The organism is Marinomonas aquimarina (assembly GCF_900089755.1).
GTDB lineage: Bacteria > Pseudomonadota > Gammaproteobacteria > Pseudomonadales > Marinomonadaceae > Marinomonas > Marinomonas aquimarina.
Genome location: NZ_FLOC01000018.1, coordinates 82,448 through 96,219 on the forward strand (window position 1 = coordinate 82,448; position 13,772 = coordinate 96,219).

General features: G+C 64.6%; 14 protein-coding genes and 3 tRNA genes. 5 read left to right on the top strand and 12 right to left on the bottom strand.

Annotated elements, in window-relative coordinates:
• Positions 1 to 76: 76 nt before the first annotated feature.
• The 12 genes from MAQ5080_RS14445 to MAQ5080_RS17310 form a co-directional block, all read right to left on the bottom strand.
• Positions 77 to 1,675, bottom strand: coding sequence for a DNA cytosine methyltransferase (locus MAQ5080_RS14445; RefSeq protein ID WP_003821062.1), 1,599 nt, complete (start codon positions 1,673 to 1,675; stop codon positions 77 to 79).
• A gap of 537 nt (positions 1,676 to 2,212) precedes the next feature.
• On the bottom strand, positions 2,213 to 4,237 hold the full coding sequence (locus MAQ5080_RS14450) for a DNA topoisomerase III (protein WP_003821061.1): 2,025 nt from the start codon (positions 4,235 to 4,237) through the stop codon (positions 2,213 to 2,215).
• 274 nt (positions 4,238 to 4,511) lie between these two features.
• Positions 4,512 to 4,964: a single-stranded DNA-binding protein gene (locus MAQ5080_RS14455; RefSeq protein ID WP_003821059.1), complete on the bottom strand. Its 453-nt coding sequence runs from the start codon at positions 4,962 to 4,964 to the stop codon at positions 4,512 to 4,514.
• A 73-nt stretch (positions 4,965 to 5,037) separates the two neighbouring features.
• Positions 5,038 to 5,565, bottom strand: coding sequence for a DUF3158 family protein (locus MAQ5080_RS14460; protein WP_003821057.1), 528 nt, complete (start codon positions 5,563 to 5,565; stop codon positions 5,038 to 5,040).
• Positions 5,562 to 6,335 carry a PFL_4669 family integrating conjugative element protein gene (locus MAQ5080_RS14465; protein WP_003821056.1) on the bottom strand — a complete coding sequence of 258 codons (774 nt, stop codon included), beginning with the start codon at positions 6,333 to 6,335 and terminating at the stop codon, positions 5,562 to 5,564. The genes MAQ5080_RS14460 and MAQ5080_RS14465 overlap by 4 nt, the downstream gene beginning before the upstream one ends.
• Before the next feature lie 315 nt (positions 6,336 to 6,650).
• Entirely contained in the window at positions 6,651 to 7,913 is a 1,263-nt protein-coding gene (locus tag MAQ5080_RS14470) for an STY4528 family pathogenicity island replication protein (protein ID WP_003821055.1), read from the bottom strand.
• Between the two features lie 2 nt (positions 7,914 to 7,915).
• Positions 7,916 to 8,476, bottom strand: coding sequence for a DUF2857 domain-containing protein (locus tag MAQ5080_RS14475; protein WP_003821054.1), 561 nt, complete (start codon positions 8,474 to 8,476; stop codon positions 7,916 to 7,918).
• A gap of 15 nt (positions 8,477 to 8,491) precedes the next feature.
• Entirely contained in the window at positions 8,492 to 10,129 is a 1,638-nt protein-coding gene (locus MAQ5080_RS14480; RefSeq protein ID WP_033470938.1) for a ParB family protein, read from the bottom strand.
• On the bottom strand, positions 10,122 to 10,370 hold the full coding sequence (locus MAQ5080_RS14485) for a hypothetical protein (protein ID WP_003821044.1): 249 nt from the start codon (positions 10,368 to 10,370) through the stop codon (positions 10,122 to 10,124). Before MAQ5080_RS14485 ends, MAQ5080_RS14480 begins: the two co-directional genes overlap by 8 nt.
• Positions 10,354 to 11,229, bottom strand: a complete 876-nt coding sequence (locus MAQ5080_RS14490) for a ParA family protein (RefSeq protein ID WP_003821043.1) — start codon at positions 11,227 to 11,229, stop codon at positions 10,354 to 10,356. Before MAQ5080_RS14490 ends, MAQ5080_RS14485 begins: the two co-directional genes overlap by 17 nt.
• A 42-nt stretch (positions 11,230 to 11,271) precedes the next feature.
• Positions 11,272 to 11,484, bottom strand: coding sequence for an AlpA family transcriptional regulator (locus MAQ5080_RS14495; protein ID WP_003821041.1), 213 nt, complete (start codon positions 11,482 to 11,484; stop codon positions 11,272 to 11,274).
• A 118-nt stretch (positions 11,485 to 11,602) separates the two neighbouring features.
• Positions 11,603 to 12,349, bottom strand: a complete 747-nt coding sequence (locus MAQ5080_RS17310) for a hypothetical protein (protein ID WP_003821040.1) — start codon at positions 12,347 to 12,349, stop codon at positions 11,603 to 11,605.
• A gap of 27 nt (positions 12,350 to 12,376) precedes the next feature.
• Between MAQ5080_RS17310 and MAQ5080_RS17445 the strand changes: the two genes are divergently transcribed.
• The 5 genes from MAQ5080_RS17445 (at position 12,377) to MAQ5080_RS14515 (ending at position 13,729) form a co-directional block, all read left to right on the top strand.
• Positions 12,377 to 12,517: a hypothetical protein gene (locus MAQ5080_RS17445; protein WP_153573857.1), complete on the top strand. Its 141-nt coding sequence runs from the start codon at positions 12,377 to 12,379 to the stop codon at positions 12,515 to 12,517.
• A gap of 300 nt (positions 12,518 to 12,817) precedes the next feature.
• On the top strand, positions 12,818 to 13,138 hold the full coding sequence (locus MAQ5080_RS17315; protein ID WP_074167576.1) for an IS66 family transposase: 321 nt from the start codon (positions 12,818 to 12,820) through the stop codon (positions 13,136 to 13,138).
• A gap of 275 nt (positions 13,139 to 13,413) precedes the next feature.
• Positions 13,414 to 13,489, top strand: a tRNA-Glu gene (locus tag MAQ5080_RS14505).
• Between the two features lie 44 nt (positions 13,490 to 13,533).
• Positions 13,534 to 13,608 (top strand) — tRNA-Gly (locus MAQ5080_RS14510).
• Positions 13,609 to 13,653: 45 nt separating this feature from the next.
• Positions 13,654 to 13,729 (top strand) — tRNA-Glu (locus MAQ5080_RS14515).
• Positions 13,730 to 13,772 lie beyond the last annotated feature (43 nt).

A 13,772-nucleotide genomic window follows, 5' to 3' on the forward strand; every position in this document is an offset into this window, starting at 1 on the left:
CCCTGGCTACGGGCTGTTGCCGAACCATCGGCAATGCAAGAGGGAGAATGGAGTGGCCCGCAGGCTGCGTCGCCGATCAATCCGAAGCGGTCGAGCCCGTCTTGTGCAGGTACTGCACCAGGCGCTGGCCCAGCCACGCCATGCACGGGACGGCCATGGAGTTGCCGATCGCCTTGTAGCGCGGAGCATCTGCAGCGGGCTTGCCGCGGTACGGGATCAGCGTGTAGTCGTCGGGCATGCCTTGCAGCCGCTCGCACTCCACGGGCATCAGCCGCCGCACCCGCCAATGCGACCAGTCGCCGGGGCCAGGGTCGTTCCAGTCGTAGCGGAAATGCGCCTCGAAGTCGGGAGCCAGGACATAGGGCTTGTCCGCGCCGCCGCCGCTGGTGCGCAGTGCGCCCGCTACGCTGCCGCCCAGCTCGGCGGCAAGACCCTGCTCGCGGCCGTGCAGAGACACGCAGGCCACCATAGGTACGCCGTAGCCCGGCTTGCCGTTGGACAGCACGGTGCAAGCGACCTGGCCATGGCCCGACTCGAAGCGCACTTCACCGCGGTTGTTCTGCGCGAACGCGATGGCGGGCACGACCCCGGCGTTCGCATGGCTGTTGCAATGGCCGCCAGCGCGCAACGTCGGTGTCAGGTCGAGCGTGGCATCGGCGCCGCTGCCCTGCGCGATGAAGGCGATGATCGGAACACCCTTGCCGGTGCCGTCCTCGCTGCTGCCCTTGCCGTTGTTGGCGGTGTCGAGGGTGTGGCTGATGTTGCCTGCGACGGATTGCACCAAGTAGGTCTCGGTGCAGATGTCGTGCTTCGGGCCGCCAGCCATCAAACTGGCTGCAAGATCGGTCGGGCCACGCCCATTGCTGAACCCAAACGTCGTCGTGACCTTGCCGCAGGGCTGCTTCAGTCCTGCATATCCGTCTGCTGGGTCAACACTAGGTTCAGCAGTGCAGGCAGCTTCTTGCCACGGCGCGCTGCCCGCACAAGAATCCCCGAGCAGGCCTGCGCGCTCAAAAAGTACTTCTGCGGGATCGAGGTCATCTCCACCACTTGCCACAAGAAACACACGCTTGCGGCGTTGGGCGACACCGAAATATTGAGCATCGAGCACGCGCCAGGCGATGCGGCGGCGGGGTCCAGACACACAACCAGCGTACGCCCATTTTTCCCCTGGCGGCTGGAGCGCACGGCTTTCTCCGGCCAGTGCGCCCAGGAAATGCCCGAAGGCATTGCTGCGGTCGTTGAGTACGCCTGGGACGTTTTCCCAGACGAGCGTGGCCGCCGGGCGGCTGTCTTGTTGGCGGGTTTGGTCGATGGCATTGGCAAGCTCCACATAGGCAAGGGAAAGGGCACCGCGCGGGTCATCCAGCCCGCGACGGCTACCTGCAACGCTGAACGACTGGCACGGCGTGCCGCCGACCAGGATGTCGGGCGCTGGCACAGTGCCGGCACGCACCTGGCGGGCGATCGCGGTCATGTCGCCCAGATTGGGCACGCGGGGGTAACGGTGGGCGAGCACGGCGCTCGGGAACGGCTCGATCTCGGCGAACCATGCGGCTTCGAGGCCGAGAGGTTGCCAGGCGAGGCTCACGGCCTCAATGCCGCTGCACACGCTGCCGTACAGCAGTGGCGCGGTTTGGGGCACACCGCGTGGGGGGCGAGGTTGCGGGTTCATGTCGGGTCTCCTGTTTGTGTGGCCTTGGACTGTGTGGCCGGGCCGGGACGTTGATCGGCAGGAGAAAGGCGCCGAAGGCCCAGTGGCCTCCGGCTCGGGATGACAGAACCACCCGTGGGCTGTTGCAGGCCCGGTTGTCGCTAGAACCGGCTGCTCATCAAGCAATCGCACCCGGCGCATGTCGTGGTTGGCGCCGGCATCTTCTGGCGCACATCCGCGCACAAAAGGAGCCCAGTTTTTCGCCGTTGGGCACGGCATCGAATACCGCTGACCACGAAGGGTCTCCGGGTGGCTCGCAGGCGGGCAAGCCATCGGGGGACCCTTCGCAGAAGCGGAAAAATGCAGATCAGTAGAACGCGCCGGGAAACCCCGGACATGGTTCGTGGAGAAGCTACCTTCAGGTCCCGCGGCCGGGGACGGCCGGGCGGGACGCGCACACGGACAAGAGAAGGCGTTGCGCGCTGGGCGTCCCGCAGGGCGTGCGGGACATGGGCCACGCCGCCGATGGCGGACACGGCTCTCGGGGAACGGGGTCGGTCAAGAGCCTTTGCGGCCGCTACTGCCATAAAGGCGTAGAGATCGCGAGGCTCCGCGTTTGGACGCGCCGGATTCGACCGGCAGCGTACCTTTGCAGTCGGGGTAGCGACTGCACGACCAGAAGGGGCCGGTCTTGCCGGTGCGCTGGCGCGTGGGTGCGCCGCACTGCGGGCAAGCGGGTCCCTGGGGAACCTTGATGGACAGCGAGGTGCTGCCGTACTGCGCGATCAGTTGCGAAATCCATGCGGCCTGCTTGCCGATAAACACATCCAGGGTGAGCTGACCAGCCTCGATCATGTCGAGCGCCTGTTCCCACACTGCCGTCGTGCCGGGGTCTGCAATCGCCGCGGGTACGGCGTCGATCAGGGTGAACGCTGCATCCGATGCGCGAATGGAGCGTCCTTTCTTCACAAGGTAGCTGCGGGCGATCAACCCGCTGATGATGTTGGCCCGCGTGGCCTCTGTGCCGATGCCGACCGTATCCTTGAGCTTCTGCTTCAGGCGCGGGTCCGTCACCAGCTTGGCGACCCCCTTCATGGATTTGACCAGCTCGCCCTGCGTGTAAGGCTTGGGCGGCATCGTCTTGAGCGCCTTGATCTCGGCCTCGGTCACCTGACACGCCATGCCTTCGCGCAGCACGGGGAGTACCTGGCTGCGTGCCGTGGCTTCACCGTCCTCGTCCGCTTGCGGCTCGGCCAGCACCAGGCGCCAGCCCTTGACGATCACCTGTTTTCCGGTGGCCACCAGCTTCTGCTGGTCGCAGGACAGCTTGGCGACAGTGCGGTCGAACTCGTGGTGAGGGAGGAACTGCGCCAGGTAGTGCGCGCGGATCAGCCGGTACACCGCCAGTTCCTTCTCGCTCATGGCCGAGAGGTTCGCGGGTTCCAAGGTGGGAATGATGCCATGGTGCGCCGTCACTTTGCCGTCGTTCCAGGCGCGCGAGCGCTGGGAGCGGTCGAGCTGGCCCATGATCGGGCGCAGCGAGGGATCGGTCTTGAGCAGGCTGTCCAGAACAGTGGGCACCTCGGCAAACATGCTTTCGGGCAGGTAGCCTGAATCGGAACGCGGGTACGTAGTGGCCTTGTGGGTCTCGTACAGGGACTGGGCGATCTCCAGGGTTTCTTGAACATCCAGCCCAAGCTGTTTGGAACAGACCTCCTGCAAGGTGCCCAGGTCGAACAGCAGCGGCGGGCCTTCACGCATGTGTTCGGTCTCGACAAACACCACCTGAGCGCTACCCGCAGCGCGGATCTGTTGCGCGGCTTGCTGGGCAACCGGCTGTTGCAGGCAGCGGCCAGCGTCGTCGGTGCAGCCATCGGGCGGAACCCACTGCGCGCTGAAAGCCTGTCCACCCGCAGACAGGGACACGTCGATGGCCCAGAACGGCACCGACTTGAAGGCCGCGATCTCGCGGTCGCGGTCCACGACGAGCTTCAGGGTCGGCGTCTGCACGCGCCCGACGGACAGCACGCCGTCGTAGCCGGCCTGACGCCCGAGCACCGTGAACAACCGGCTGAGGTTCATGCCCACGAGCCAGTCGGCGCGTGAGCGCGCAAGCGCCGAGTAGTACATCGGCAGCGTGTCGGATGAGGGCCGCAACTTGCCGAGCGCGGTGCGGATCGACGCATCGTTGAGCGCCGACAACCACAGCCGTTCGATGGGGCCGCGGTAACCGCACAGGTCGATGATCTCGCGGGCGATCAGCTCTCCCTCGCGGTCGGCATCGGTGGCGATGACCAAATGGGTCGCCTTCGCCAGAAGCGCTTTGACGACCTTGAATTGCGTGGCGGTCTTCGGTTTGACCTCGACCCGCCACTGCTGGGGAACGATGGGCAACTGCTCCAGCGACCAGCGCTTGAGCGCCGCGTCATAGACCTCGGGAGCTGCTGCTTCTACGAGATGGCCAATGCACCAGGTGACGGTGACGCCGGAGCCGCTGAGACAGCCTTCACCGCGCTGCGTCGCGCCGAGAATCCGGCCAATGTCTTTGCCCTGGGAGGGCTTCTCGCACAAGAACAGCCGCATGTCAGTCCATCCGATTTCCATGGTTCATTGAGTTGCGGGAATCGAGGATGCCGAACACCACCAAGGGCAGCAGCAAACAAGCCGCATGCGGTGGCGACCACTTTTACGGGATGGGATGGCGGGGACGGGAGTGGCGTTCGGCCGGGGATGTGCGGGCCGGGAGCCGCGATTTTTTGGAGCGCACGGACGCCGGTGGACGTTGATGGAGCTATCCCCTGGGGATAGCTCGCGAGGGCATGGGGGCGACGGACGACTGCCACCGCCCCATGCCGGATCACTTCCTGCGCTTCGGCTCCTTCGGCGCGGTCGGTTCCTGGGCGGCCGGGGGTTTCGGCTGCGCATCCTGCGCGGCCTCTTGCTGCCTGGGGCTGAGGGCTACGGACTCGATGCGGAACGGCAGGATGCCGACGCTGCGCGCGTTGATCTGCCAGGTCTCGCGCGGCTGATCCTCGTTGTCCGTCCAAGGTTCGCGCTCCATCCGGCCGACGACCAGCACGCGCATGCCCTTCTGGTAGAGGTCCTTCCAGTGCGCGGCGTCGCGGTGCCAGATTTCCACCGGCGCCCAGAAGCCGCCGCGATCCTCGAAGGTGCCATCCTTCTTGGGAATGGGGTTGTCGAAATAGACGTTCAGGCGCAGAAGGCGGCTGGGCTCGTCGTTGCCGTTGGGGAACTCCCGGTACTCGGGGGGCGAGCCGATGTTGCCCTCGCCAGAAAAATGCGTACTCATGTTGCAATCTCCGTGGTGGTTGAAATACCCGCACCTGGTCGGTGACGAGCGCGTGCTGGGTTGCCCGGCGCGATCACTGATCGCGCAGTGCGGGTGGGATGGACTTGAGCCGACGCAGGTAAGCGTCTTCCGCCTCGGTGGCCTTGCTGGCACACTCCTGGGCCAGCCTGCCCAAGGTGTGCAACAGGCTGATCTGCATGTTCAGCGTGATGCGCTGCAGCTCGATGGCGTGCAAGTCGGCCAGCAGGTTGACCGGCGTGCTGGTACTCGCCATCAGCTCCTGCCACAGTGCCACGCCCATGGCCGAGCGGTCGTGCTTGCGCCAGCGAAGAAACGCCGTGCCTGCGCCAGTTGTCTGCTGGGCCAGTTCGATGGGGAGCAGGTGGAAGGGATGCCCGAGGGCTTGTTGCAGCACCTGTCGCTGCGCCAAGCCAATCAACTCGTCGCGCATGGCGAAGCACTGGCTGGCCCAGGCCTCCAAGTCCCCTTTACCCTTAAAGGGCTTTAAAAGGCCTTTTTGAGAGGCTGCGTGTTCCAACTGCATGAAGGCTGTCTGTTGCAGAGGGCGGAAGTAGCGGGTGTCGCGGTTTGGGTCGCTCATGCCTGCGCGTCCTCGCCGGCCGTCGCTTCGGGGGCGGCGGCCTCGTCGCTGGGCGATGCGGCTGCGGCAGGACCGTCACCGCGCTGCTGCAGGCCACGGCGCATGATGGGCGGCGCGAACTTCGAGCGGCGCGTGCCCTCCAGCACGTCCGGCGGCATCTCGCCGAACTTTTCCAACGCCGCCCGCGCTGCGGCATTCTTGGCGGCGAAGTCGTCGCGGGTGCAGCCCGAGTAGCGGTACTGCTGGGCCAGCGAGAACAGGCTGCGCAGTGCATGCGCGCCTTCGTTGAGCCAGCGTTCGAGCGTCGAGCGATCGATCAGCGCGGTGTGGTGCGCGAGGATCAGCTTGCGGGCGATATCGTCGTAGTCGGCGAGCAGGTACACGGCGGCAAAGCCGAGCTGCGCATTGACGAACAGCGGCAGCTTGACCGGCTGGACGTTGAGGTTTTCGCCCAGGGTGAGTGCCGGCGGCACGCTCGCCAGGGCCTGGTCCACCTGTTCGCGCAGCGATTGCAGCGTGGCCTTGGTCTGGTCGAGCTTGTCCTCGATGCGGAGCATCCAGAAGTCGCTGTACGGGTCGTCCTGCTCCGAGCCGCGCCGCATCTTGTTCATCTGGGCGATGTAGCCGTTCAGGCCGACGATGCCCGGTCGCCCTTCGGCGGCGGCGCGGCCGTGCCAGATGCGCGAGGCGTGGTGCGTGTGCAGCGTCAGCGACATCGCGCTGCGCAAGGAGCCGAGATTCAGTTGCAGGGGTTCGTTGGTGGTTGCCATGGTGTCCGCTCGTTGTTGGAAAAGAGCGGACAGCTTCGGCAGGTAGCGGAAGGCAGTCAGTCAACAAACCGAAACCCGCCCGTCCCCGGTTCACGGCGCGGTGGGTGCATGCGTCGCGATCTATCCCCTGGGGATAGCGCCATGGAGCGCCAAGGAACGCTGCACACCCGGATCAGCGCGAACAAGGCCGATCCCGCTGCAGGCGATCGAGGCCTGGCGTGCAGCGGTTCGACGTGTAGCCGTCAGTGGAACTATCCCCAGGGGATAGCTCTACTGGAAGCCACCGGCATCCACTTCACCACCTTGCAGGCCCGCTCACTTGCTGGCGAGCAGGTTGCGCAGCCGCTCGATGTGCTGCCTGGCGACTTCTGGCGGCACAGGCTTGCCCTGCGGCTGGGATGGTGGCGGTGCTGGTGGTGGCGGCCGCTCGTTCGGCGCAACGGGCGCCGATGGCGCGTCCTTCTTGGCCCAGGCGTTGAACTCGCCATGGATGGCCCGCTGGATGATGCCGAACAGATACCCTGCAGGATTGCGGATGCCATGGTTGCTGCATCGTGCAGCCCATTCGTCCAGCACGGCCTGCCTCAGCGCAGCATCGACCTGCTGTAGTGCCACCCTCGCACCTGTCTGCTGCTCTGCCTTCAGTTCCGCGAAGCGTTTGGGCCATTGCAGGTCGCCCAGCGCGCGCGCATGCGCTTGTGCCTGCGCGGTAGTACGTACTTCATTAATACGACTACTACGTACTGTACGGGCCTGCTTCGGATTCCGAAGAGAGGCGTCTGGCGCGGGTTTCGACCCTGCTTCGGATTCCGAAGTGGGATCGTCAGGATTCCGAAGAAGGCTCGTCGCCCCTTCTTCGGATTCGTGCGTGGCGTCCTCCTGTGGATAACTTTCGTGCGCCCCGACGCCCTGGCTGGCGAGGCGTTCGGCCAGGACTTGCAGCCTCGATGGCAGGGTGCGCCCGGCCAGCATCGGGTCTTCGCCGATTTCCTTGAGGGTGTGCAGGCCTACGATCTGCACGGCTTTGGCCGAATGGCCGAGCGCTTGGCTGACGAGTTGCAGGTAGTCCGGGTCGAGCTGCATCGCTTCAAAGGGGGTCAGCGGCTCGTCGTGCAGGACATAGAGGTTGCCGAGGATGCGGCCGGTCTTGGCGTCGCGCCGTCGCCGCACCAGGCTCAGCCATCGAGTCAGCCGCAGCAGCGTCAGTGCTCGCGCCACGGTTTCGTGCGAGGCTTGCCCGGCGCAGGGCATCGACGCCAGCCAGGGCCGAAGCTGTTCATACGTCGGGAACGCCGTCACGCCATCGTCGTTGAGCATCAGCCGGAAGACCTGCCAGGCATTGCGCTCCAGCGGCGTCAGGCGGCGGTCGAGGAACAGCCGTCGCGGTACGGTCTCGTGCCGGTTGCCGCTGAACAGGAAGGCATCGCCAGACGCCGGACCAGTGGGCATCGCGACAGGTGTAGGTGTGGGCGGGGGCGCGTCGGCGTTGGGCTTGGGCACAAGGTCTTTCAGCGCAGCGTCGAACAGGTCTGCGAGTGCGATGGGGCCACGACGTGGTGCGGTGTCGTCCACGGCCATGGTTAACCCAATCCTTGATCGACCCAGCTCTTGATCGAAGCCCAGACCACCGACAGAGGCAGCGACATGCCTTCGGCGAGGTCCATGGCGGCATCGAGGATGGAGGTTTCGTCTTCGAGATCGACGTTCCTGCTGCTGGTCACGGCCTTCCATTGCCGCCACAGCTCCGTGTCCTGCTTCTCGTCCAGCACGGGATGGCGACCCTTGCGCTTGGGCAGGCCGAGGATTTCGCGGCGAAGCGCCACTTCCTGGTGGGTCAGGCCGTAGAAGCGGCTGACCATTTCGGTGCTCGCGCCGAGGCGCAGCATGCGATCGACCGTGGCGATCTCCTTCTCCACATCCTGCGCCTGCCTGAGCAGACGCCGGAGCACTTCGCGGTTGACCGTCACCGAGCACCACGAGACGTTGGCGTTGGCCAGCACGCTGATCAGCGCGGGATGCTTGAGGGCGTCCAGCTCTTCCTCGCCAAACCCCATCAGCTTGCAGCGGCGCAGTTGCCCATTGCGCAGGTCATAGAGGGCCTGGGCGATGACGGCCTGGTTGAGTGGGTGTGGTGCGGACATGCTGGTCTCCCTCGGTCACGTTCCAGGGTCCGCAGCGCCGGCGTCCAGGTCGAGCAGACGGCGGGCCAGCCGCAGCAGCCGGAACAGCTTGACCAGTGCGGTGTCGCTCAGTCGCCGGGTTGCGTCGCCTTGTCCGTGCAGCAACGCCGACAGGTCGATGACGAATTGCCTGTTATCCAAGCCGACGTCGGCGGGCTGCTGACCGGCCATGCATGCCAGCAGCGCCAGGACGGCACGGCCCAGCGGCTCCAGGTCTTGGGCGTGGGCACGGCAGGCGAAACCGATGCCGTCTGGACGGTCATCGATGCACTCGTCCAGGCGAGCCTCGCCCGCGATCTCGCGGGCGAACTGCGCGACGTGGATGCGCAGGCGCTCGGGCGTGTCCAGGCTCGCGTCGATGTGCCAGACGTCGGAAATCGGGTAGAGACCGCCTGCTTGGACGGGAATGGACTGCAAGACGTTGGCCGAGAAATCGGGCAGCGCATCCCCCAGCTCGTCGGCGACCATCCGCTGAATGGATTGCAGCCGCTCCGTCGTCGGTGCAGGCGAAACGATGTGCCCCTGCAGCCGATCACCAGGAGCAGCCATGGGGCTTCCTGCGGGTGAGCCGTCCGACCCTGAGCCGCCCTCGCGCTCGCGCGACCCAGGTGTGGTTGCCGGCGTCGGGGCCGATGGGGCCGGCGCCGCGGGCGGGCGTGCCATGGTGTCAGGCTCAGGCAGCGTGGGGGGTGCCGTTGGTGGGGTCGGATCGCTGACCAGGGCGCGATGGCGGCTTTCGGATTCGGTGAGGTCGAGCGCCAGTACGTCGTAGTCGATGCCGAGCAGTTCGGACATTTGGCCGATCAGCTCGTCCTGCACGCGCTGGGGGGCGAACTCGTCGGCCTGCGTGTCGAACTGCGACAGCACCTCCTGAAAGAAGTCATCGAAGTCCTGTACCAGTAGTGTGCGGCCTTTGGCGTAGCGCTCCCACGCGAGCATGCAGGCCTTGCGCATGACCGACAGGCGTTCGACCTGGTGGCGGCCGAGCCCGCCATAGAGCACGGTCGGGATCGCCGGCAGGAGGTAGCGCACCGCGTCGTTCATCCGGCTGATGTGCGACTGCTGGACCGGGAAACCATCGGCGGCGAGGCGGCGTGCCAGTTCGGACTGGCTCAGGGCGGCGCCGCTTTCCTGCTCGTAGAACTCGCGCGCCTTCTCGACGCCGAGGGCGCGCTCGATGAACGTCAGGCCTCCACGCAATTCGTTCTCGGCCAGGTGGCCGGTCAGCATGACGACTTCGCCGCGGCTGGGCCACGGCCGGAACAGGCACGATATGCGAAAGAACCGCTCGTCCTTGGTCTCCGACCACAGTTCGCGCAGGATCGCCAGGCGCGTGTTGCCGCCGTTGCGAATGATGTAGTGGTCCTCGCCCGGGCGCCGGGTGATCGCCGGGGCTGCGTCCAGGCCGCGCTCGCGGATGGACGCCTTGATGTCCTCGTAGGCCGGGTTGCGCTTCTTCCTGGGATCGTGGTCGTAGGGGCGCAACTGGTCCAGGGTCACGACCATGGGCGTGTCGGCGATCGGGTCGCTCAAGGCCGAGGTGGACGGGCCGCTGCGCTCGAACCCGGCCGCGAGCAGCTTGCCGGCCATCTGCTGGGAGGTCATTTCAGCCATGGCGGCCTCCCTGCACTGGGGACCGGGCCTCGCGCTCGGCGCGGCGGATCTGCGCGCGGGCGTTGAGGGCGGCCCGGTGGTCACTGGCCGTCGAACTGGTGTAGATCGCGGCGCAGCCGGCCTTGGTGAATTTGAGGTGGCCGCCCGGCGTGCGCTTGACGTGCCAGCCCTCGCCGACGGCGAATTCGATCAGGGCGCGCAGCCGCTTATGGCCTCGGGCCAGTTCATGTGCGCTCGCCATGGGGCCTCCCGGTATCCAGAGGAAATGGCGGGCGGCCGGACACCGTGGCAAATCGGTGCTGCCATTGCGGGAACAGTTCGCCGGCGAGGCCGCGGATGGTGTCGAGCGCGGCGGGGGCGACTCTGCCCGGTGGCTGGCGGTATTCGACCCGATGCACTGGCAGGCCGCGCGTCGCGGCGCGCGGATAGGCTTCGATGGCCGGCACGTCGGTGGTCAGCACGCGGATGCCGGCGTGGTCCTGGAACAGGTCGCGCAAGGCCTGTTGGATCAGCCGGGCGTTCGCCGACACCGGGTGGACCCTGTTGATGAGCAGATGCAGCGGCGGCGGCTCAATGCCCAGGTGCCGGTACGGAGCGATGTCCTCCAGCAACTGCATGGTGCCGCGCCGCAGTTCGCGGGCGGCGAGGATTTCCGGGGTCACGGGTGACAGCGCGAGATCGGAAGCGAGCACCGCCATCTCCAGCGTCACCGAACGCGCGCCCTGGGTGTCGATCAGCACCAGGTCGTAGAGAGGAGCCAGCATGGGCAGCAGGTGCCGCAGCCGCAGGCGCCCATCCGGCGCGTGCAGCAACAAGGTGCTCAGCTCGCCCCGGTGGTCGTTGGACAGCACCAGGTCCAGACCCGTAATGATCGTGCGGGACACGAGCTGGCCGAGGTCGCGCTCGTTGAAGGCCAGCAGCTCATAGATGCCACCAGGCGCACGGTGTCCCAGTTCGTAGTAGGACGACAAGGTGGGCTGCACGTCGAGATCGAGCAGCAGCACGCGCAGCCCCGCGTCGGCGACGAGCCCGCCCAGGTTCGCGGCAGTGGTGGTCTTGCCGACGCCACCTTTCGTTGAAATGATGGATACAACCTGCATGGCGTTCTCCGTGTGAGGATGGAAGGTCCGCGGGAGAATGGGTCAGGCCCGGTTGTTGACGCGCTCGGCGATCCACTGATCGATTTCGATGGAATCCCAGCCGACGGCGCGCACACCCAGGCGCAGCGCCTTGGGGAACTTGCCCGCGCGCATCAGGTTGTAGAGGTGGGCGCGCTTGAAGCCGGACTTCGATTCGACTTCTTCCAAGCGCAGGATGCGGCGCTCGTTGGGCGGCAGAACAGGTGTTTGCGACATGGTGGTCACTCCTGAACGCTCAGTGGCGTTTGTTGGCGTGACCTCTATTCAATAGACATGGCTACGGAAAGACATTGCAAATGCAATCTCCGCGACTGCACATACAAGCTGGCAATCCTCAGAGGGTGGCGCTATGCAGCCGGCGTCTGGCCGTGGCGAACTTGCCGTTCAACGTCCGCTCGGCGATCCCCATGACGCCGTGGTGATGGGCGACCAATGCGCTTACGACAGCCTCTTGCGTTTTGAAGCTGGAGTACGGTGTGCCCGAGGGCGATTGGCCGAGCATCAGCTCCAATATGCCGCCGATGATGTTCAGGTAGGTGGCTTCGGCCCGATCACTGATTGGGTACTGCGCGCAGGCCGGGATGATTTTGGACTGTTTGAGCAGTGCGTCGTGCTTGTCTTGCAGCTCGCGGAGTTGGCGCTTGGACTGCTCCAGGGCAGATTTGAGGGCCAAGCGCTCGACCAGCATGGCCTGCCCGGTTTCCAGAGAGATGGAGGGATGGGCGATGCGCTCGCTGCGCGAGAAGAGAAAGCCGGGGCGCTGTTCGGGGTAGTGCTGGCGCATCCAACGCTTCAGATCGACGTGACGGACAGTGAGATCAGGGGAGTCGATCAGCGCGGTGTCGTGCGTCGTGATGCCGTTCCTCCCGAAAGGAAGTTCCGCATTGAGGATGCCATCGTAGATGCGTTCGGTATACAGCCTCAGCTCACCCCAACGTGGGCAATCCAACGACTGTGGCAGGTTCCTTGACGACGAGACCGAAGTGAGGATGACATGCTCAAACCGCAGAAGCCCAGCCCACCGGAGGGAGGCTTCGATCGGACGATAGAACACCTTCGATGCTGGTGCATTGTGGTTCATGCTCCCATCTCCTTCCAGGAGAACTACATGGCCGACTCCTTTGGCGCCAACCTCATGGCCGGGCAGTTGTCTGTGGATGAAGCGAGTCCCGAGTCTCGCTTCTTCATGAGCCCTGAGCACTTTTCAGTAGCTCAAGTCAGTGGTAGCCGCCATGTGCTCAATGTGTAAGAATCCGTGAGTGGTAGGTTGATCGGTCCTGTCGCTGATCAACACGAAGAATGGCGCTCACACTGGCAGCGTCATGCGTTACCGCAATCTCATCAAGAGCAATTTGTCATGGTGTGATACCCCTGCGGTTTCACAGGGCGCAATAGGCGCGCAGTGGCTTCTAGATGCCAAGGCAGGCGTACTGATCCCGAGCCTGTCATGCGTTCCCAGGTATCCTGATATACCGATAAAGAATCGCGCATCCAGTCCCAGTGACAAGCGTATGGGTTCTTCCCGCGCAACTTGCGCAGACGGGTATGGGTGGTCGCTTCTGCAGCGAGCCGGTGTGCCGAACAGCTCAGGCACGGCGAGAGCCATGCAGTCCAACCTTGGTCGCCGGGAGGCGCTAACGACGACAGGCGTCTGCCGCCAGACAACAACCGCGTCGAGAGGCAAATTCGTCCAGTGGCACTTCAAAGGGCGAACCAGTTGTTCGTCGGTAGCTTGCGTGCCGGTCAGCGCGCTGTTTCGGTGATGAGCCTGGTGCGCTCGGCTCGGCCCAACGGGCATGACCTCTATGCGGACTTGCGTGACGTGCTCGAATGCCTTTCGACGCAGCTAGCCAAGCATATGGAAAGGTGATCATTGGTGAGTTCGAGACCACCGTAGCCGGCGATGAACGAGGTGTGGGGACGATGCGCTGAGGAGGTGTCCTTGGACCTTACTGGAAGTTTCTGGACGAACTTGTTGCCGAGGGTGAAAAATGAGGCTACAATTAAGGTCTTCGCTAGTCAAGCCAGCGAAGAAAGTGATTGGGAAACAACGGCTTACGGTCTTAGTAAACGTCTCGTTTCCCGCTCCATTTACTCTCCTTATCAGTTGGATAGAGAAGAGTGCTTCTACGGAAGCAATGATGTGTCCCATTCGTCTAGAGGCCTAGGACACCGCCCTTTCACGGCGGTAACAGGGGTTCGAACCCCCTATGGGACGCCAACTCTTTCTAGTTTAAGAAAGTAGGTTGTAAAACTTAGTGTTATGCGGGAATAGCTCAGTGGTAGAGCACAACCTTGCCAAGGTTGGGGTCGCGAGTTCGAGCCTCGTTTCCCGCTCCATTTCCTCTTCACAGAAGAGGACGCTTCTACGGAAGCAAATGATGTGTCCCATTCGTCTAGAGGCCTAGGACACCGCCCTTTCACGGCGGTAACAGGGGTTCGAACCCCCTATGGGACGCCAACTCTTTCTAGTTTAAGAAAGTAGGTTGTAAAACTTAGTGTTA